This window comes from Citrobacter sp. TBCP-5362 (assembly GCF_005406305.1).
Taxonomy (GTDB): Bacteria; Pseudomonadota; Gammaproteobacteria; order Enterobacterales; family Enterobacteriaceae; genus Citrobacter_B; species Citrobacter_B koseri.
The window spans coordinates 1,482,811-1,503,566 of record NZ_CP040234.1 but is presented as its reverse complement, the minus strand read 5'-3'; the positions used below and the strand labels follow the sequence as shown (position 1 = coordinate 1,503,566).

14 protein-coding genes are annotated in these 20,756 nt (G+C 55.1%); 10 read left to right on the top strand and 4 right to left on the bottom strand.

The genetic code is table 11. The features are described from left to right. Positions 1-73 precede the first annotated feature (73 nt). Positions 74-2,920, bottom strand: a complete 2,847-nt coding sequence (gene rcsC, locus FD428_RS07245; RefSeq protein ID WP_047462396.1) for a two-component system sensor histidine kinase RcsC — start codon at positions 2,918-2,920, stop codon at positions 74-76. 168 nt (positions 2,921-3,088) lie between these two features. Between rcsC and atoS the strand changes: the two genes are divergently transcribed. The 6 genes from atoS to FD428_RS07215 all read left to right on the top strand — a co-directional run bounded on the left by atoS (position 3,089) and on the right by FD428_RS07215 (position 10,341). After that, a complete protein-coding gene (gene atoS, locus FD428_RS07240) occupies positions 3,089-4,915 on the top strand; it encodes a two-component system sensor histidine kinase AtoS (RefSeq protein WP_114848241.1) in 1,827 nt (608 codons plus the stop codon). After that, positions 4,912-6,297, top strand: a complete 1,386-nt coding sequence (atoC, locus tag FD428_RS07235) for an acetoacetate metabolism transcriptional regulator AtoC (RefSeq protein ID WP_012131530.1) — start codon at positions 4,912-4,914, stop codon at positions 6,295-6,297. The genes atoS and atoC overlap by 4 nt, the downstream gene beginning before the upstream one ends. 197 nt (positions 6,298-6,494) lie before the next feature. Continuing rightward, positions 6,495-7,157, top strand: a complete 663-nt coding sequence (gene atoD / locus FD428_RS07230; RefSeq protein WP_114848242.1) for an acetate CoA-transferase subunit alpha — start codon at positions 6,495-6,497, stop codon at positions 7,155-7,157. Next, complete coding sequence (locus FD428_RS07225; RefSeq protein ID WP_012131528.1) at positions 7,157-7,807, top strand: 3-oxoacid CoA-transferase subunit B; 651 nt, start codon at positions 7,157-7,159, stop codon at positions 7,805-7,807. The genes atoD and FD428_RS07225 overlap by 1 nt, the downstream gene beginning before the upstream one ends. Beyond that, positions 7,804-9,126, top strand: coding sequence for a TIGR00366 family protein (locus FD428_RS07220; protein WP_012131527.1), 1,323 nt, complete (start codon positions 7,804-7,806; stop codon positions 9,124-9,126). Before FD428_RS07225 ends, FD428_RS07220 begins: the two co-directional genes overlap by 4 nt. Positions 9,127-9,156: 30 nt before the next feature. Next, positions 9,157-10,341, top strand: coding sequence for an acetyl-CoA C-acetyltransferase (locus FD428_RS07215; RefSeq protein ID WP_114848243.1), 1,185 nt, complete (start codon positions 9,157-9,159; stop codon positions 10,339-10,341). Between the two features lie 109 nt (positions 10,342-10,450). On the opposite strand, the gene gyrA is transcribed toward FD428_RS07215, so the two are convergent. Next, positions 10,451-13,087: a DNA topoisomerase (ATP-hydrolyzing) subunit A gene (gene gyrA, locus FD428_RS07210; RefSeq protein WP_012131524.1), complete on the bottom strand. Its 2,637-nt coding sequence runs from the start codon at positions 13,085-13,087 to the stop codon at positions 10,451-10,453. Between the two features lie 159 nt (positions 13,088-13,246). Here gyrA and ubiG point away from each other — a divergent pair, with 159 nt between their 5' ends. From ubiG to yfaE, 4 genes are all read left to right on the top strand, one after another. Then, on the top strand, positions 13,247-13,975 hold the full coding sequence (ubiG, locus tag FD428_RS07205; protein WP_114848244.1) for a bifunctional 2-polyprenyl-6-hydroxyphenol methylase/3-demethylubiquinol 3-O-methyltransferase UbiG: 729 nt from the start codon (positions 13,247-13,249) through the stop codon (positions 13,973-13,975). 440 nt (positions 13,976-14,415) lie between these two features. Beyond that, positions 14,416-16,701 (top strand): class 1a ribonucleoside-diphosphate reductase subunit alpha, encoded by a 2,286-nt coding sequence (gene nrdA, locus FD428_RS07200; RefSeq protein WP_012131522.1) that lies wholly within the window; start codon positions 14,416-14,418, stop codon positions 16,699-16,701. 102 nt (positions 16,702-16,803) lie between these two features. Next, entirely contained in the window at positions 16,804-17,934 is a 1,131-nt protein-coding gene (nrdB, locus tag FD428_RS07195; protein WP_012131521.1) for a class Ia ribonucleoside-diphosphate reductase subunit beta, read from the top strand. Next, positions 17,934-18,188: a class I ribonucleotide reductase maintenance protein YfaE gene (gene yfaE / locus FD428_RS07190; RefSeq protein WP_012131520.1), complete on the top strand. Its 255-nt coding sequence runs from the start codon at positions 17,934-17,936 to the stop codon at positions 18,186-18,188. The genes nrdB and yfaE overlap by 1 nt, the downstream gene beginning before the upstream one ends. Positions 18,189-18,260: 72 nt before the next feature. Here yfaE and glpQ read toward each other — a convergent pair whose 3' ends face one another. Together glpQ and glpT are read right to left on the bottom strand one after the other, a co-directional pair. Then, complete coding sequence (gene glpQ, locus FD428_RS07185) at positions 18,261-19,331, bottom strand: glycerophosphodiester phosphodiesterase (protein WP_114848245.1); 1,071 nt, start codon at positions 19,329-19,331, stop codon at positions 18,261-18,263. Between the two features lie 4 nt (positions 19,332-19,335). Then, positions 19,336-20,694: a glycerol-3-phosphate transporter gene (glpT, locus tag FD428_RS07180; RefSeq protein ID WP_047462375.1), complete on the bottom strand. Its 1,359-nt coding sequence runs from the start codon at positions 20,692-20,694 to the stop codon at positions 19,336-19,338. Positions 20,695-20,756: the final 62 nt, after the last annotated feature.

Genomic DNA, 20,756 nt, shown 5'->3' with positions numbered 1-20,756 from the left:
GGCGTTGCGCTTATCAGGCCGACGTTGATGACCGCAGTAGGCCGGAGAAGGCGAAACCGCCATCCGGCCTTTTTTATGCCCGCGTCTTTCTCACCCGCTCCGCATACACCGCCAGCGTCTGCTTAAGCACATCTAACGTCACCGGCTTGGACAGGCAGCTATCCATACCGGACTCCAGACAACGCTGTTTCTCTTCCGCCAGCGCGTTAGCCGTGACGCCAACCACCGGCAACGTCAACCCTAGCTGGCGAATGCGCTGCGTCAGGCGGTAGCCGTCCATATTCGGCATGTTGACGTCGCTCAGCACGATATCAATATGGTTTTTACTCAGCACGTTCAACGCATCGACGCCGTCATTCGCGGTCTTGCATTGATACCCCAGCGATCCCAACTGATCGGCCAGCAAACGACGGTTGATCGGATGATCGTCCACCACGAGGATCATCATGTCGTCATTCGTCGCGTCGGTTTTATCCGGCGCAGGCAGCGCCGTTGCAAGCGCGTCGTTATCAAGCTCAATACTGTAAATCCGCGCCAGCAGCGCAGGCAATTCATGCGGCGACGCCACGCTGTGTACCCACTCGCCCGGCGCTCTTTCCTGCGGAATACCAATATGGCGGCGGCTGAAAACAACCGCCGCACGCCCCTGCCATGCCAGCTCCAGCACATCATCCGTAATCAGAATATCCTCCGGCGCCGGTTTTTGCCCTTCGTAACGAAGCACATCGACACCGCTTCGCGCCAGGCTGGACTCAATAAAATGACACAGCGACGCGTTGCGTACCGCCAGCCAGCAACGCGTTTGAGCCAGCCCTTCGACGCCTTTTTTCTGCGGGTACTGCGCGCCATAAAGTGGAATGCGTAACGTAAACTGGCTGCCCATCCCGGGTTCTGAATCGACGGAGATATCCCCATCCATCATGCTGATCAGTTTTTCACAAATCGCCAGCCCCAGGCCGGTTCCCTGGAAATTACGCTGCACGCCGGTTCCCACCTGGAAGAAAGGATCGAACAAACGCACAACCTCTTTCGCCGGAATCCCCACGCCGGTATCGCGTACCTGAATACTGAGATAATCGCCATCACACTGCACATGCAGCACAATACAACCGGTATCGGTAAATTTGATGGCGTTACTCAGCAGGTTAGAAATCACCTGTTGCAGACGCATCGGGTCGCCGTTCAGCGCAACCGGTACATCCGGTTCAATAAAGCAGTACAGGCCAAGCTGTTTTCTCACCACCAGCGGTAAATAGTTTGCCGTAATGTGGTTCATCACCTCACGCGGCGAGAACTCACGCGGTTCAATCTTCAACTGCTCGGATTCGATTTTTGAGAAGTCGAGAATATCGCTGATGATTTTCAGCAGCAGGCTGGAGGAGTTGTTCATCGCCGTAACCAGCCTGTCGACCCCCTTCGGCAGCGCTTTGGTTTGCAGCAGATCGAGGTTACCGATAATCCCGTACAGCGGCGTGCGCAGCTCGTGGCTCACGGTCGCAAGGAACATTGATTTGGACTGGCTCGCCTGCTCCGCCGCCTGCGCCATCTCCTGCAACGACTCTTCCATTTTGACGCGCGCGCTCACATCCACCAGCACGCAAATCGCCACGTTTTCATTACGATAGCGCGAATGGACAAAGCTGATTTGCAGATTGGTATTGTTGCTGGTCAACACATCGACGAAGTTAACCTGCTGACCACAGATAATTTGCGTCAGCCTTTGCCGGTCCTCATGGGTGAGCATATTGAGGTAGGTATGCGCCAGTTCATTACTGAGAATATTGACCCCGTCAATGGTACGCAGGATGCAAATCCCCACCGGCGCGGAAGCGACGATTTTCCGGTTAAACTGCTCATGCTCTTCCAGCCGCTGAGCATCGCTTTCCGCCGGAATAAAGATACGCCGTTCATACATGCGCGCCAGCGTGAACAAGGCGGCGCCCACCAGCACATTCAGCAGAATAGCATTCAGAATCAGCATTCGAATATGCTCCAGCACCAGATCGACCGGTACGGAGTAGACAATGCTGAGCGACGATGGCGGCAGGCTTTTCTTCAGAACCAGCTCACGGAACCCTGGCGTGTAGCCAAACCAGGAGCGCTCCTGCATCCAGCGGGGTTCCGGCCTGATGTTGCTTTCCGGCCCGGTTAGCGAAATCAGCGGATGACCATTTTCATCGAGGATCGTCACCCCCATAGGCAAACTTCCCGGCGTGAAAAAGTTCTCCATCCGAATGGACTGCTCGACGCCCAGCAGCGCCTGCAAGCGGTTGGCCAGATAAACCGGCGTCAGGGCATAAAAATAGCCGATGCCGGGGCGCGGCCCCTGGCTAATCCAGAAAAGGTTATTCCCGCTCTCTTCCTGCGGGGCATTGCGGTACTTAACAATGCGCTCATGCAGCGTTTTCAGCGCATTATCACGTTCGACCGGCATATCGCGCAGGCCGAAATTCGCCATACAGAGATTGTCGCTGCCAATCAGGAAAACACGATTCAGATCGTAGGCCGCAGAAAAATTGTCGCGCCAGTAGCGCATAAACCAGGCCAGCGACTCCAGCGACCCGCGCCAGGCATTCCCCATTGCCGCACAGTCGGAGTCGGCAAACAGCGGCTCAAAATTGGGCACCACGGTTTTATCGTCGCGCGCCCGGCTGGACATCACGCCGTTTTCCGCCGTTAAGCGATTCTCGGCAATGTATTTGAGTTCTTTCATTACGTCAGACGTGCGCTGAATATAGCGCTGCGCCTGGTCGGAACTGAGATTGAATTCCTGACGGATTTCAGACTCTCTCTGATGCAGCGCATTAACGATGTAAAACACCGAAGCAAAAGCGATCAGCAGCCAGATCAGTAACGCCAACGCTCTGAACAGGTAGCGCGAAACTTTCAGGGTTGTACGAAAGGAAGCAAGGTATTTCAAAGGGGCGAAGCTCCGCCTCAGGCGATAAATAGAGTGTGGTTAAGGTAGCGGTAAATGCCCGACGTCGCAATGCCCTCTCTTTGCGGGAATATGATATACCGCTGAGAAACCTGCGCCTCAACCCCCGATAATCGGCGTTTGCCTGATAAAGACCACACGGATGTCAGCATGCGCTACCTGAGACGGCTTTACCCGCGACGCTTACGCAATCAAATGATACTGATGGCTATCCTGATGGTCATCGTGCCGACGCTCTCTATTGGTTATATCGTAGAAACCGAAGGCCGATCAGCGGTCTTATCTGAAAAAGAGAAAAAATTATCGGCTGTCGTGCATCTGCTTGATGAAGCGCTGGGCGACAGCTTCAACCAGCATGAAAATCTGCCGCGCGATGAGCGTATCCGCGCGCTGAATGCGCAGTTATCACCGGTCACTGAGCGTATCACCCGCGCGTTTCCGGGAATTGGCGCGGGCTATTACAATAAGGCGCTGGACGCCATTATCACCTACGCTCCTTCGGCACTGTATCAGAACAACGTCGGGGTCACTATCGCTCCCGATCATCCTGGCCGGGAGGTCATGAGTACCAACGCCCCGGTGGTATTTTCAGGCCGGCAGGTGCGCGGCGATATCCTCAACTCAATGATTCCGATAGCGCGGCATGGCGAGGTCATTGGTTATATCTGGGCGAATGAGTTGACCGAAGATATTCGCCGACAGGCCTGGAAAATGGATGTTCGTATTATTGCCGTTCTGGCGGCGGGGCTTATCAGCAGCCTGTTACTGATCATTCTCTTCTCACGCCGTCTGAGCGCCAATATCGATATCATCACTGAAGGCTTGCCTACTCTTGCGCAGAAAACGCCGGCCCAGTTACCCGATCTCCCCGGTGAACTGGGGCAAATCAGCCGCAGCGTCAACGCTCTGGCGCAGACACTGCGGGAAACCAAGACGCTGAACGATCTGATTATTGAGAACGCCGCCGATGGGGTTATCGCGATCGACAGACAAGGTAATGTCACCACGATGAACCCTGCCGCAGAGACCATCACGGGTTATACGCTGCATGAACTGGCCGGGCGCCCCTACTCAACGCTGTTCGCCGATCCTCATTTCTCCAGCCCTGTGCTTGACACTCTGGAGAACGGCACCGAACATCTGGCTCAGGAAGTCAGCTTCCCCGCGCGTGACCGGACAATTGAACTCAGCGTCACCACCAGTCGTATTCATAACGCTGACGGTGAGTTGATTGGCGCGCTGGTGATGTTTTCCGATTTAACCGCCCGTAAAGAGGCGCAGCGCCGTCTGGCGCAAACGGAGAGACTCGCCACGCTGGGTGAACTGATGGCAGGCGTGGCGCATGAAGTGCGCAACCCGCTCACCGCCATCCGGGGTTATGTGCAGATTATTCGCCAGCAAATCAATCTGCCTGTACATCAGGAGTACCTGTCCGTCGTACTGAAAGAAATTGATTCTATTAATAAAGTCATCCAGCAACTATTGGACTTCTCCCGACCACGACAAAGTCAGTGGCAGCAGGTATCCATTAATACGCTGATCGAGGAGGCGTTGATCCTGGTGCAGACTTCCGGGGTGCAGGCGCGAATCAACTTCAACACGGAATTCAACGCCGCATTGCCCACGATCGTCGCCGATCGCGAACTGCTCAAACAGGTGCTCCTGAACATGCTTATCAACGCGGTGCAGGCGATAGGCGCGCGCGGCGAAATTCGTATCCGAACCTGGCGCTACACGACCACGCATCTGGCGATCGCCATTGAAGATAATGGCTGCGGTATTGACGTCGCTTTGCAGAAAAAAATCTTTGATCCGTTCTTCACCACCAAAGCGTCAGGAACCGGCCTCGGGCTGGCGTTAAGTCAGCGCATTATCAATGCGCATCAGGGCGACATATACGTTACCAGTATGCCCGGATGCGGCGCGACCTTTACCCTTATTTTACCGATTAACCCGCAGGAAACCTCGTCAGAATGAAAACTCGCTACCGTATTCTCATCGTTGATGACGAAGATAATGTTCGCCGTATGCTCGCCACCGCGTTTTCGCTGCAAGGGCATGAAACCCAGTGCGCCAGTAACGGTCAGACAGCACTGCAACATTTTGCCGACGCGCCGCCCGACGTGGTGCTGATGGACATCCGCATGCCGGAGATGAACGGCATTGAAGCGCTGAAAGTGATGCGCGCACAGCATCCACGGGTCCCCATTATTCTGATGACAGCCTACGCTGAAGTGGAAACCGCCGTAGAAGCACTGCGCAGCGGCGCATTTGATTATGTGATTAAACCGTTCGACCTCGATGAACTGAACTTATTGATTCAGCGGGCCTTGCAGCTCCAGGCCATGAAACAGGAGATCCGCAGCCTGCATCAGGCGCTGAGCACCAGCTGGCAATGGGGACATATCCTGACCAACAGTCCGGGGATGATGGATATCTGCAAAGATACCGCGAAAATCGCGCTTTCCCAGGCCAACGTGCTCATTAGCGGCGAAAGCGGCACTGGAAAAGAGTTGATCGCCCGCGCCATTCACTATAACTCACGCCGGGCAAACGGCCCCTTCATCAAGATTAACTGTGCGGCGCTGCCGGAATCACTGCTGGAAAGCGAACTGTTCGGCCACGAAAAAGGGGCGTTTACCGGCGCACAAACGCGACGCCAGGGACTGTTTGAGCGCGCTCATCAGGGAACGCTGCTGCTGGACGAAATAGGCGAAATGCCGCTGGTGTTACAGGCTAAGCTGCTGCGAATCCTCCAGGAGAGGGAGTTTGAACGCATTGGCGGGCATCAAACCATTCAGGTTGATATCCGCATTGTCGCCGCCACCAACCGGAATTTGCAGGAAATGGTGAAAGAAGGCACCTTCCGTGAAGATCTGTTTTATCGGCTAAATGTGATTCATCTGACGCTTCCTCCTTTGCGTGAGCGGCGGGAAGATATCCCCCTGTTGGCCAACCACTTTTTGCAGAAATTCAGCTCAGAAAACCAGCGGGATATTATTGAAATTGACCCTTCCGCTATGTCACTTCTCACCGCCTGGCCGTGGCCCGGTAATATCCGCGAATTATCCAATGTGATTGAGCGCGCGGTGGTGATGAACACCGGGGCGGTGATTTTTGCCGAAGACCTCCCTACCCAGTTCCGCCAGTCGGTGAGTCACGCCAGCGGAATAAAGCCAGCCCAACCCGGTGAACGGAACCTGAAAGAAGAGATTAAACGCGAAGAACGCCGAATCATTATGGAAGTTCTGGAGCAGCAGGAGGGAAACCGCACGCGCACCGCGTTAATGCTGGGCATCAGCCGACGCGCGTTGATGTACAAATTGCAGGAATACGGCATCGATCCGGCAGGCCTCTGATACCAGAAGTTGCTATGCAGAATTTTGCACAGTGCGCAAAATTCTGCATAGCGCCTCACGCCCTCTCATCCCCCTTCCGTGAAAATTAATTTTTATATTCATCAGGTTAAGCCTTCTCTTTTCGGTTTATTAATCCTGGCATCCCGCTTGCTATTCCCTTTGCGTACCCAAAATGGAGTATGCAAAAGGGAAACATAATGAAAACAAAACTGATTACCTTACAGAACGCCTCAGGCTTCTTTCGTGACGGCATGACCATCATGGTTGGCGGTTTTATGGGGGTAGGCACCCCGCCCCGCCTTGTTGAAGCCTTACTTGAATCCGGTGTCAGGGACCTGACGTTGATCGCCAACGATACCGCATTTGTCGATACCGGCATCGGCCCGCTCATCGTGAATGGCCGGGTGCGCAAGGTCATCGCCTCCCATATCGGCACCAACCCGGAAACGGGTCGGCGGATGATTGCCAAAGAGATGGAGGTTCAGCTGGTTCCGCAAGGCACCCTGATTGAACAAATCCGCTGCGGCGGCGCCGGGCTGGGCGGTTTTCTGACCCCGACTGGCGTCGGCACCGTGGTTGAAGAGGGAAAGCAAACGCTTCAGCTCGATGGCAAAACCTGGTTGCTGGAGCGTCCACTGCGTGCAGATCTGGCGCTTATTCGCGCCCACTGCGCCGACCCGCTTGGCAACCTGACCTACCAGCTCAGTGCCCGTAATTTTAACCCCCTCATTGCTCTCGCCGCAGACATCACCCTGGTTGAGCCTGACGAAATGGTTGAAACAGGCGAGCTACTGCCTGACCAGATTGTCACCCCTGGCGCCGTTATCGACCACATCGTTATTCCACAGGAGAGCAAATAATGGATGCTAAACAACGTATTGCGCGCCGCGTGGCGCAAGAGCTGCATGATGGCGACGTGGTTAACCTGGGAATTGGTTTGCCGACGATGGTCGCAAACTACCTGCCGGATGACATTCACATCACCCTGCAATCTGAGAACGGCTTTCTGGGACTGGGGCCGGTCACGACGGCCCACCCGGATCTGGTGAACGCTGGCGGTCAACCCTGCGGCATTTTGCCCGGCGCGGCAATGTTCGACAGCGCCATGTCGTTCGCATTGATTCGCGGGGGCCATGTTGACGCCTGCGTACTCGGCGGGCTACAGGTGGATGAGCAGGCAAACCTCGCCAACTGGGTGGTTCCCGGCAAAATGGTTCCCGGCATGGGGGGCGCAATGGATCTGGTCACCGGCGCGCGCAAAGTGATCATTGCAATGGAACATTGCGCGAAAGACGGCTCGGCGAAAATTCTGCGCCAGTGCACTATGCCGCTCACCGCCCAGCACGCGGTGCATATGCTGGTTACCGAACTGGCTGTATTCCGCTTTATCGACGGCAAGATGTGGCTGACAGAAATCGCCGAAGGGTGTGATTTGGAAACCCTGCGGGCAAAAACTGAAGCGCACTTTGAGGTTGCGGCCGATCTGGTCATTCAGAGAGGTGACGCATGATTGGGCGTATTTCACGCTTTATGACGCGGGTCGTCAGCCGCTGGCTTCCTGATCCGCTGATCTTCGCAATGCTGTTAACCCTGCTGACGTTCGGGATCGCTCTCTGGCTGACGCCGCAAACGCCGGTCAGTATGGTGAGGTTCTGGGGCGACGGCTTCTGGAACCTGCTGGCTTTCGGTATGCAAATGGCGCTGATTATCGTGACGGGCCACGCTCTGGCCAGTTCCGGCCCGGTTAAAAGTCTGCTGCGTACCGCCGCTTCAGCCGCTAAGACGCCCGCCCAGGGCGTCATGCTGGTGACCTTCTTTGGCTCGGTCGCCTGCGTGATCAACTGGGGCTTTGGTCTGGTGGTCGGCGCAATGTTTGCCCGTGAAGTGGCCCGTCGCGTGCCGGGTTCCGATTATCCGCTGCTTATCGCCTGCGCCTATATCGGTTTTCTCACCTGGGGCGGCGGCTTCTCTGGATCTATGCCCCTGCTGGCCGCAACGCCAGGCAACCCGGTAGAACACGTCGCGGGGTTGATTCCGGTTAGCGATACCCTGTTCACCGGGTTCAATATTTTCATCACGCTCGGCCTCATCGTGGTGATGCCGTTTATTACCCGAATGATGACGCCAAAACCCTCCGACGTGGTCAGCATCGATCCGAAACTGCTGCTGGAAGAAGCCGATTTTCAGAAGAAATTGCCGGCTGACGCGCCACCGTCGGAAAAACTGGAAGAGAGCCGCATTCTCGCGCTGATCATTGGCGCATTAGGGATTGCCTATCTGGGGCTCTACTTCGCCGAGAAGGGATTCAACATCACCATCAATACCGTCAATCTGATGTTTATGATCGCCGGTCTGCTGCTGCACAAAACGCCAATGGCCTACATGCGCGCCATCAGCGCCGCAGCGCGCAGTACCGCCGGTATTCTGGTGCAGTTCCCCTTCTACGCCGGGATCCAACTGATGATGGAACACTCCGGCCTCGGTGGCCTTATCACTGAATTCTTCATCAACGTCGCCAACAAAGACACCTTCCCGGTGATGACCTTTTTCAGCTCTGCGCTGATTAACTTTGCCGTGCCATCAGGCGGCGGCCACTGGGTTATCCAGGGACCATTCGTCATGCCTGCGGCTCAGGCGCTGGGGGCGGACCTCGGCAAGTCAGTCATGGCAATCGCCTACGGTGAGCAGTGGATGAATATGGCGCAGCCATTCTGGGCGCTGCCCGCCCTGGCAATCGCCGGACTCGGGGTACGCGACATTATGGGCTACTGCATCACCGCCCTGCTCTTCTCCGGGATCATTTTTGTCATCGGTTTGACCTTTTTCTGACGGCAACCACGCACTTTTAAGGAACAGAAGATGAAAAACTGTGTCATCGTCAGCGCGGCGCGTACCGCAATCGGCAGTTTTAACGGCGCACTGGCAACCACCAGCGCCATCGACCTTGGCGCCACCGTAATTAAGGCGGCGCTTGAACGCGCGCAGCTCGACCCGCAACGGGTGGATGAAGTGATTATGGGCAATGTGCTACAGGCTGGTCTTGGGCAAAACCCGGCGCGTCAGGCACTGCTCAAAAGCGGCCTCGCAGAGACGGTCTGCGGCTTTACCGTTAACAAAGTATGCGGCTCCGGCCTCAAAAGCGTGGCGCTTGCCGCGCAGGCGATTCAGGCCGGACAGGCACAGGCGATTGTCGCAGGCGGTATGGAAAATATGAGCCAGGCGCCGTATCTGCTGGATGCCAAAGCCCGCTGGGGCTATCGCCTTGGCGACGGACAGCTCTCCGATGTGATCCTGCGCGACGGTCTGATCTGCGCCACTCACGGCTACCATATGGGGATCACGGCAGAAAACGTCGCCCGGGAATACGGCATCAGCCGGGAGATGCAGGATGAGCTGGCGCTGCTCTCACAGCGCAAAGCCGTTGCCGCTATTGATTCCGGCGCATTCCAGGCCGAAATTGTGCCGGTTAGCGTCACATCCCGTAAGAAAACCGTGGTGTTTGAGCGCGACGAGTTTCCGAAAGCCGATTCAACGGCGGAAGGTCTTGCTGCATTACGCCCGGCCTTCGACAAGGCGGGTACGGTAACGGCAGGAAACGCCTCTGGGATCAATGACGGCGCGGCAGCGCTGGTAGTGATGGAAGAATCCGCAGCGCTGGCGGCGGGCCTGACCCCACTGGCTCGTATCAAAGCCTACGCCAGCGGCGGCGTCGCCCCGGCGTTAATGGGGATGGGGCCGGTTCCCGCCACGCAGAAGGCGCTGCAACTGAGCGGTTTAACGCTTTCGGATATCGATCTGATCGAAGCCAACGAGGCGTTTGCCGCACAGTTCCTTGCCGTGGGTAAGACGCTCGGTTTTGATCCGCATAAGGTGAACGTCAACGGTGGGGCTATCGCCCTGGGACACCCCATTGGCGCCAGCGGCGCGCGTATTCTGGTGACGCTGCTACACGCCCTCTCTGCGCACGATAAAACGCTCGGGCTGGCCACGCTCTGCATCGGCGGCGGTCAGGGTATTGCGATGATAGTAGAAAGGATGAATTAAGGATTTGCGCCTTTGCCGGGTGGCGGCCTGATAAGGCGTTTACGCCGCCATCCGGCAAAAAAAAAGGAGGCGCAATGGCCTCCTTTCACACACGATTTACAACGCCGAATTACTCGTCAGCGTCATCCGCTGCATCGTCATCGGTTTCCGCTTCCGGGGCGATATCCTCGTCCCCTTCCGCTACGCTGCCGTCGATGGAGTCGAGTTCCTCATCATCCACCGGCTCAGCAACACGTTGCAGACCCACCACGTTTTCATCTTCCGCCGTGCGGATGAGGATTACGCCCTGGGTGTTACGGCCAACGACGCTGATTTCCGATACGCGGGTACGAACCAGCGTACCGGCATCGGTGATCATCATGATCTGGTCGGCATCATCCACCTGTACCGCGCCAACAACGGAACCGTTACGCTCGGTGACTTTAATGGAGATAACGCCCTGCGTGCCACGAGACTTGGTTGGGTATTCGCCTTCCGCCGTACGTTTACCGTAACCATTCTGCGTCACGGTCAGGATAGCGCCTTCACCACGCGGAATAATCAGGGAAACGACGCTGTCTTCGCCCGCCAGTTTGATGCCACGTACGCCGGTCGCGGTACGACCCATCGCACGAACGGCATCTTCTTTAAAGCGCACCACTTTACCGGCAGCGGAGAACAGCATGACTTCGTCGGAACCGGAGGTCAGATCCACGCCGATCAGCTCGTCGCCTTCGTTCAGGTTCACCGCGATAATACCGGCGGAACGCGGACGGCTGAACTCGGTCAGCGCCGTTTTCTTCACCGTACCGCTGGCGGTCGCCATAAAGACGTTAACGCCCTCTTCGTACTCGCGTACCGGCAGAATGGCGGTGATACGTTCGTCGGCTTCCAGCGGCAGCAGGTTGACGATCGGACGGCCACGCGCGCCACGGCTCGCTTCCGGCAGCTGATAGACCTTCATCCAGTACAGACGGCCACGGCTGGAGAAGCAGAGAATCGTGTCGTGGGTGTTAGCCACCAGCAGACGGTCGATAAAGTCTTCTTCTTTTATACGCGCGGCAGATTTACCTTTCCCGCCACGACGTTGCGCTTCGTAATCGGTCAGCGGCTGATATTTGACGTAACCCTGGTGAGACAGCGTTACAACCACATCTTCCTGGCTGATCAGATCTTCGATATTAATATCGGCGCTGTTAGCGGTGATTTCAGTGCGACGCTCATCGCCAAACTGATCGCGGATCAGTTCCATCTCTTCGCGAATCACTTCCATCAGACGATCGGCGCTGCCCAGAATGTGCAGCAGTTCTGCGATCTGTTCCAGCAGCTCTTTGTACTCGTCGAGCAGTTTTTCATGCTCAAGGCCGGTCAGTTTCTGCAAGCGCAGATCCAGAATCGCCTGTGCCTGTTGTTCAGTCAGGTAATACTGACCATCACGCACGCCAAACTCCGGCTCCAGCCACTCAGGACGGGCAGCATCATCACCGGCGCGTTCCAGCATAGACGCCACGTTGCCCAGATCCCATGAACGGGAGATTAACGCCGCTTTTGCCTCTGCCGGCGTTGGCGCACGGCGGATCATCTCGATGATCGGATCGATGTTCGCCAGCGCAATCGCCAGCGCTTCAAGGATATGCGCGCGATCGCGGGCTTTACGCAGTTCGAAAATAGTACGACGCGTCACCACTTCGCGGCGGTGACGCACGAACGCGGAAATGATCTCTTTCAGGTTCATGATCTTCGGCTGGCCGTGGTGCAGCGCAACCATGTTGATACCGAAAGAAACCTGCAACTGGGTCTGGGAATAAAGGTTGTTAAGCACCACTTCCCCGACGGCATCGCGTTTCACTTCAATCACGATGCGCATTCCGTCTTTATCAGACTCGTCGCGCAGCGCGCTGATGCCTTCAACGCGTTTGTCTTTCACCAGTTCAGCGATTTTCTCGATCAGGCGCGCTTTGTTCACCTGGTACGGAATTTCATGAACGATGATGGTTTCGCGGCCGGTTTTCGCGTCAGCTTCCACTTCCGCGCGAGCGCGAATGTACACTTTTCCGCGACCGGTACGATAGGCTTCTTCAATACCGCGACGACCGTTGATGATCGCGGCGGTCGGGAAGTCCGGGCCAGGAATGTATTCCATCAGCCCTTCAATGCTGATGTCTTCATCATCGATATACGCCAGGCAACCGTTGATCACTTCCTTCAGGTTGTGCGGCGGGATGTTGGTGGCCATACCTACCGCGATACCGGACGAGCCGTTTACCAGCAGGTTAGGAATTTTGGTCGGCATGACGTCAGGAATTTTTTCCGTGCCGTCATAGTTGTCAACGAAATCCACCGTCTCTTTTTCGAGATCGGCCATCAGTTCATGGGCAATCTTCGCCAGACGGATTTCCGTATAACGCATTGCCGCGGCAGAGTCGCCGTCGATAGAACCAAAGTTGCCCTGACCATCCACCAGCATGTAACGCAGCGAGAAAGGCTGCGCCATACGGACGATAGTGTCGTACACCGCGGAATCACCATGAGGATGGTATTTACCGATTACGTCACCAACAACACGGGCAGATTTTTTATAGGCTTTATTCCAGTCATTGCCCAATACGTTCATGGCGTATAGTACGCGACGGTGTACCGGCTTCAGGCCATCTCGGACATCCGGCAGCGCACGGCCAACAATGACCGACATCGCATAATCCAGATAAGAGCTCTTCAACTCTTCCTCAATGTTGACCGGTGTAATTTCTCTCGCAAGGTCGCTCATCTAACCGCTATCCCTCTACTGTATCCCGGATTCAAAGGTCGCAAATTATAACACAATCGCAATGAGACAGGTAAATGGAATGGTCTTCTACGGAGGCTTTATTCATCCCGTCGTGCTGATATACTCAGGCGACTTGCCAAATAAGGAGTAAAAGCGCCAATGAATGCCGAAAAACCCCCGGTGACGCATAACGTTGATCACGAAGAAATCGCCAAATTTGAAGCTGTCGCGTCACGCTGGTGGGATCTTGAGGGTGAATTTAAGCCTCTGCACCGCATTAACCCGCTGCGCCTGGGCTACATTGCCGAGCGTTCCGGCGGCCTGTTCGGCAAAAAGGTGCTCGACGTTGGCTGCGGCGGCGGCATTCTGGCTGAGAGCATGGTGCGTGAAGGTGCGACGGTAACGGGCCTGGATATGGGCTTTGAGCCTTTGCAGGTCGCGAAACTGCACGCGCTGGAAAGCGGTATTCAGGTTGATTACGTGCAGGAGACGGTTGAAGAGCATGCGGCGAAACATGCGCACCAGTACGACGTCGTGACCTGTATGGAGATGCTGGAGCACGTACCGGACCCGCAATCGGTCGTCAGGGCCTGTGCGCAATTAGTTAAACCGGGCGGTGAAGTCTTTTTCTCGACCCTTAATCGCAACGGCAAGTCGTGGCTGATGGCCGTGGTGGGGGCGGAGTATATTTTACGCATGGTGCCGAAAGGCACGCACGATGTGAAAAAATTTATTAAGCCTGCGGAGTTGCTGAACTGGGTCGATCAGACCGTGTTGAAAGAGCGTCACATGACCGGGCTGCACTACAATCCGATTACCAACACCTTCAAACTCGGGCCGGGCGTTGATGTTAACTATATGGTTCACACTACCGCACAAGTTGACTAACTGCGTCTGTAGGCCGGGTAAGGCGTTTATGCCGCTATCCGGCAATTTTGCCCGGGGCGCTGCGCTTGCCGGGCCTACGCATCGCCTACCAATCCTGAGTAGGATCGTCAGGGCAATTTTTGCGCCAGATCATAGGAACTTTTCCTGCCTTAGATGAAGAAATCAGCACTCGATCAAATTTTCATTTTTTTTTATGAATTATTGACATGCCCTCCAGGCCTTATAAGACGCGCACTTAGCGATTATCACCCTTTTGCAACCTCAATTTAACCTCAAAATCAACTCTTGTACTGAAAAGAATCCCTACTAGAATACTCACCATATAGCGTTTCATTTATCAGTTACCCCCTATATATAGTATTTATCCACAGACTTAGTCACAACGTGGCATTGTGGATAAACGGGGGATATTTTTTCTTTCACGGACAGGTAAAACCCACATGAATCAGAGTCTGCTGGTGACAAAGCGTGATGGTCGTACTGAACGCATCAATCTCGACAAAATCCATCGAGTTCTGGATTGGGCGGCAGAAGGACTGAATAACGTATCCATCTCCCAGGTTGAACTGCGTTCTCATATCCAGTTCTACGACGGTATCAAGACGTCCGATATCCATGAGACCATCATTAAGGCCGCTGCCGACCTGATCTCCCGCGATGCGCCGGATTATCAGTACCTGGCCGCGCGCCTGGCGATTTTCCACCTGCGTAAAAAGGCTTACGGCGAGTTCGAACCGCCAGCGCTTTACGATCATGTGGTGAAAATGGTTGAGCTGGGTAAATACGACAATCATCTGCTGGAAGACTACACGGAAGAAGAGTTCAAGCAGATGGATTCGTTCATCGTACACGACCGTGATATGACCTTCTCCTACGCTGCCGTTAAGCAGCTGGAAGGTAAATACCTGGTACAGAACCGTGTAACCGGCGAGATTTATGAAAGCGCGCAGTTCCTTTATATTCTGGTTGCCGCTTGCCTGTTCTCTAACTATCCGCGTGAAACCCGTCTCGACTACGTGAAACGTTTCTACGATGCGGTTTCTACATTCAAAATTTCTCTGCCGACGCCAATCATGTCCGGCGTGCGCACCCCGACTCGTCAGTTCAGCTCCTGCGTGCTGATCGAGTGCGGCGACAGCCTGGACTCCATTAACGCCACCTCCAGCGCGATCGTGAAATATGTTTCTCAGCGTGCCGGTATCGGCATCAACGCCGGTCGTATTCGCGCGCTGGGTAGCCCGATTCGCGGCGGCGAAGCGTTCCACACCGGCTGTATTCCGTTCTACAAACACTTCCAGACGGCGGTGAAATCCTGCTCTCAGGGCGGCGTGCGCGGCGGTGCGGCGACGCTGTTCTACCCGATGTGGCATCTGGAAGTGGAAAGCCTGCTGGTACTGAAGAACAACCGCGGCGTGGAAGGCAACCGCGTGCGTCACATGGACTACGGCGTACAGATCAACAAGCTGATGTACACCCGCCTGCTGAAAGGTGAAGACATCACCCTGTTCAGCCCGTCCGACGTTCCGGGTCTGTACGACGCTTTCTTCGCCGATCAGGACGAGTTCGAGCGTCTGTACACCAAATACGAAAAAGACGACAGCATTCGTAAGCAGCGCGTGAAAGCCGTGGATCTGTTCTCGCTGATGATGCAGGAACGCGCATCAACTGGCCGTATCTACATTCAGAACGTGGATCACTGCAACACCCACAGCCCGTTTGATGCGCAGGTTGCGCCGGTACGCCAGTCCAACCTGTGCCTGGAAATCGCCCTGCCGACCAAACCGCTGATGGACGTTAACGACGAAAACGGTGAAATCGCACTGTGTACGCTTTCCGCCTTCAACCTGGGCGCAATTAACAGCCTGGATGAGCTGGAAGAGCTGGCGGTGCTGGCGGTACGCGCGCTGGATGCGCTGCTGGATTACCAGGATTACCCTATTCCGGCGGCTAAACGCGGCGCAATGGGCCGCCGTACGCTGGGTATCGGCGTGATTAACTACGCTTACTATCTGGCGAAACACGGCGTGCGTTACTCTGACGGCAGCGCGAACAACCTGACGCACAAAACGTTTGAAGCCATTCAGTACTATCTGCTGAAAGCCTCTAACGAGCTGGCGAAAGAGCAAGGCGCATGCCCGTGGTTTAATGAAACCACTTACGCTCAGGGCATTCTGCCGATCGACACCTACAAAAAAGATCTGGATGCGATCGCCAACGAAGCGCTGCACTACAACTGGGAAGCGCTTCGTGAGTCCATCAAAACGCACGGTCTGCGTAACTCCACGCTTTCCGCCCTGATGCCGTCTGAGACCTCTTCGCAGATCTCCAACGCCACTAACGGTATTGAACCGCCGCGCGGCCATGTCAGCATCAAAGCGTCGAAAGATGGCGTACTGCGCCAGGTGGTGCCGGATTACGAAGGGCTGAAAGACCGCTATGAGCTGCTGTGGGAAATGCCGAGCAACGACGGCTACCTGCAACTGGTCGGTATCATGCAGAAATTCATCGACCAGGCGATTTCAGCCAACACCAACTACGATCCGACGCGCTTCCCGTCTGGTAAAGTACCGATGCAGCAATTGCTGAAAGATCTGCTCACCGCCTATAAATTTGGCGTGAAAACCCTGTACTATCACAACACCCGTGACGGTGCGGAAGATGCGCAGGACGATCTGGTGCCGTCTATTCAGGACGATGGCTGCGAAAGCGGCGCATGTAAGATCTAAGTTATTTTTGCCGGGTAGCGCTACGCTTACCCGGCCTACGGTTTTGTAGGCCCGGCAAACGAAGTGCCGCCGGGCGATACAATCTCAACAGGACTCACTTCAATGGCATACACCACTTTTTCACAGACGAAAAACGACCAACTCAAAGAGCCGATGTTCTTTGGCCAGCCGGTCAACGTGGCACGCTACGACCAGCAAAAATATGACATCTTCGAAAAACTGATCGAAAAACAACTCTCCTTCTTCTGGCGCCCGGAAGAAGTTGACGTTTCACGCGATCGTATCGATTTCCAGTCATTGCCGGAACACGAAAAGCATATTTTCATCAGCAACCTGAAGTACCAGACGCTGCTGGACTCCATTCAGGGACGTAGCCCGAACGTGGCATTACTGCCGCTGATCTCCATCCCGGAGCTGGAAACCTGGGTAGAAACCTGGGCGTTTTCTGAGACGATCCACTCGCGCTCGTATACCCATATCATCCGCAACATCGTTAACGATCCGGCGGTGGTATTTGACGACATCGTCACCAACGAACAAATTCAGAAGCGCGCGGAAGGCATTTCTCACTACTACGATGAGCTGATTGAAATGACCAGCTACTGGCATCTGCTGGGGGAAGGTACGCACAACGTGAACGGCAAAACCGTCACCGTAAACCTGCGTGCGCTGAAAAAACAGCTCTACCTGTGCCTGATGAGCGTTAACGCGCTGGAAGCGATTCGTTTCTACGTCAGCTTCGCCTGCTCCTTCGCTTTCGCGGAACGTAAGCTGATGGAAGGTAACGCCAAAATCATCCGTCTGATTGCCCGCGACGAAGCGCTGCACCTGACCGGCACGCAGCATATGCTGAACCTGCTGCGTAGCGGCATAGACGATCCAGAAATGGCGGAAATTGCCGAAGAGAGCAAGCAGGCGTGCTATGACCTGTTTGTACAGGCCGCGCAGCAAGAAAAAGAGTGGGCGGATTACCTGTTCCGCGACGGTTCCATGATCGGCCTGAACAAAGATATTCTGTGCCAGTACGTCGAGTACATCACCAATATCCGTATGCAGGCGGTCGGCCTGGAGCTGCCGTTCCAGACGCGCTCCAACCCGATCCCGTGGATCAACACCTGGCTGGTTTCCGATAACGTCCAGGTGGCGCCGCAGGAAGTGGAGGTCAGTTCTTACCTGGTCGGCCAGATTGACTCGGAAGTTGATACCGACGATCTGAGTAATTTCCAGCTCTGATGGGACGCGTGACGCTACGTCTTTCCGGCACCGAAGTGCTGTGTCGGGAAGAACACCCTTCTCTGCTGGTGGCGCTTGAGGCGCATCAGGTTGAAGTGGAGTACCAGTGTCGTGCGGGCTATTGCGGCTCCTGCCGCTGCCGTCTGGTCGCAGGCCAGGTTGACTGGCTGACCGAACCGCTGGCTTTTATCAGCGAAGGGGAAATTTTGCCCTGCTGTTGCAGGGCAAAAGGCGATATTGAGATAGAGATGTAGCCTTGTCGGGTGGCGCTTACGCTTACCCGACCAGTTCACAGGCCGGGTAAGGCGAAGCCGCCACCCGGCTTTTTAGTGCTTATCCTTCAAAAACACCACCGCTTTATCCGGGAAATCGGTGAACAATCCATCCACTCCCGCCTTATTATACAGGATGTCATAAAGCTGATTAACATCCGTGGCGTAGTCAGGAAGCTGATCGGCGCGTACGGTGTAAGGGTGTACCACCATCTTGTTCTGCTGCGCCTCTTTCACCATGCCGGTCAGCGTGATATGCCCGACCTTCGATTTTTCATCAATCAGCATATGGTAGTCCGGGCCGATCCCGTCAGCATAGCTGGCGATTTCTTTCATCGCGCCAGGCTTGAACATCCAGTCGTAGTTATAGTTAACCCAACTGCCGTCCGGCTGTTTTTGCTGAGTTTCATTCCAGTCGGTGTACGCAATCAACTGCACCAGATTGAGATCCATCCCCCTCTTCGGTTCCAGCTCATTCTTAATGCGCTTCAGCTCCGCGGCATCGAAACACTGCAAATAAACGTTATCTTTTTTACCGGTATAACCATACTTTTTCAGCACATCCAGCGTCTTAGCCGCAATATCCTTCCCTTCCTGATGATGGAACCACGGCGCTTTGATTTCTGGATAAATACCGATATTTTTTCCGGTCGAATGATTCAGCCCCTGAACAAACTCAATCTCTTCCTCAAAGGTATGCACGCGGAAATCTGATTTTCCCATCGGGAAACGGCCAGGGTAAGTCTGTACTTTCTTGCCGTTATCAATATCAAAACCTTCGGTGAACTTCAGGGATTTAATTTCATCCAGTGTGAAATCAATGGCGTAGTAACGCCCGTCCTTGCGGGCGCGATTCGGAAAACGTTCGGCAACGTCGGTAACCCGGTCAAGGTAGTGGTCATGCAGGACGACCAGATGGTCGTCCTTCGTCATCACCAAATCCTGCTCCAGATAATCGGCGCCCTGCGCATACGCCATCGCTTTCGCTGGCAGTGTGTGCTCCGGCAGATAGCCGCTGGCGCCACGGTGCGCAATCACGATTTTATCCGCAGCGATTGCCGCGCTGCTCACGACCATACCCGCCAGCATCAATGCCACGCTGAGATTTTTCAGTGTCGTCTTCATTCACTTAAGCTCCGTTGCGTTTCAACATCAGCTCTTCATGGTGGCGTTTTTCGCCAATCATCACGATAATCAGCAGGATAACCGCCAGAACGCTGCCGCCGATCATCACCATGAAGCCGCCGTCCCAGCCGAAGAAGTCAACGGTATAGCCAACAATGGCGCTCGCCGCGACGGAACCGCCGAGATAACCAAACAGGCCGGTGAAGCCCGCCGCCGTACCTGCCGCTTTTTTCGGCGCCAGTTCCAGCGCGTGCAGGCCAATCAGCATGACCGGGCCATAAATCAGGAAGCCGATAACGATCATACAGGCCATATCCACGGTCGGATTTCCTGGAGGGTTCAGCCAGTAAACAACTGTGGCAATGGTCACCAGCGTCATAAAGAACACGCCCGTTGCGCCACGGTTGCCACGGAACACTTTATCCGACATCCAGCCGCACAGCAGCGTACCCGGGATACCGGCATATTCGTACAAGAAATACGCCCAGGACGATTTATCCAGCGCAAAGTGTTTCACTTCTCTCAGGTAGGTCGGCGACCAGTCGAGGATGCCGTAACGCAGCAGGTAAACGAATACGTTCGCAATCGCGATGTACCACAACAGTTTGTTCGGCAGCACGTACTGCATAAAGATCTGTTTTGCAGTCAGCTCTTCTTCCGCTTTTTCGTTGTAATCATCCGGGTAGTCGTTTTTGTACTCTTCAATCGGCGGCAGACCGCAGGACTGCGGCGTATCGCGCATCAGCGCGAAAGCGAAAATCGCCACCAGGATCGCACCAAACGCCGGCATGTAGAGCGCGGCTTTCCAGTCATTAAACCAGGCCATCCCCAGCAGGAACAGCAGCGGAGGAATACCGCCGCCAACGTTATGCGCACAGTTCCAGACGGAGACGATACCGCCACGTTCTTTCTGTGACCACCAGTGCACCATTGTACGACCGCACGGCGGCCACCCCATTCCCTGGAACCAGCCGCAAAGGAACAGCAGCACGAACATCACGGCAATACTGGACGTGGCCCACGGCACAAAGCCCATAAACAACATCACGGCCGCCGCCAGAATCAACCCTGCGGGCAGGAAAACGCGCGGATTCGAGCGGTCAGAGACCGACCCCATGATAAATTTCGAAAAACCATAGGCGATGGAGATCCCGGACAGCGCAAAACCCAGATCGCCGCGCGAAAATCCCTGCTCTACCAGGTAAGGCATCGCCAGCGCAAAGTTCTTACGCACCAGATAGTAAGCGGCATAACCAAAGAAAATCCCCAGGAAAATCTGCCAGCGCAGCCGACGATATGTCGGATCAATCTCCGCTGCTGGCAAGCGCGTTTTATGTTGCGCAGGTTTAAAAATACTTAACATATGTAGCCTCCGTGGCCGTGTCTTATTAGAGGTAAACACCGCAGTTCGTTTAACTAACCAAC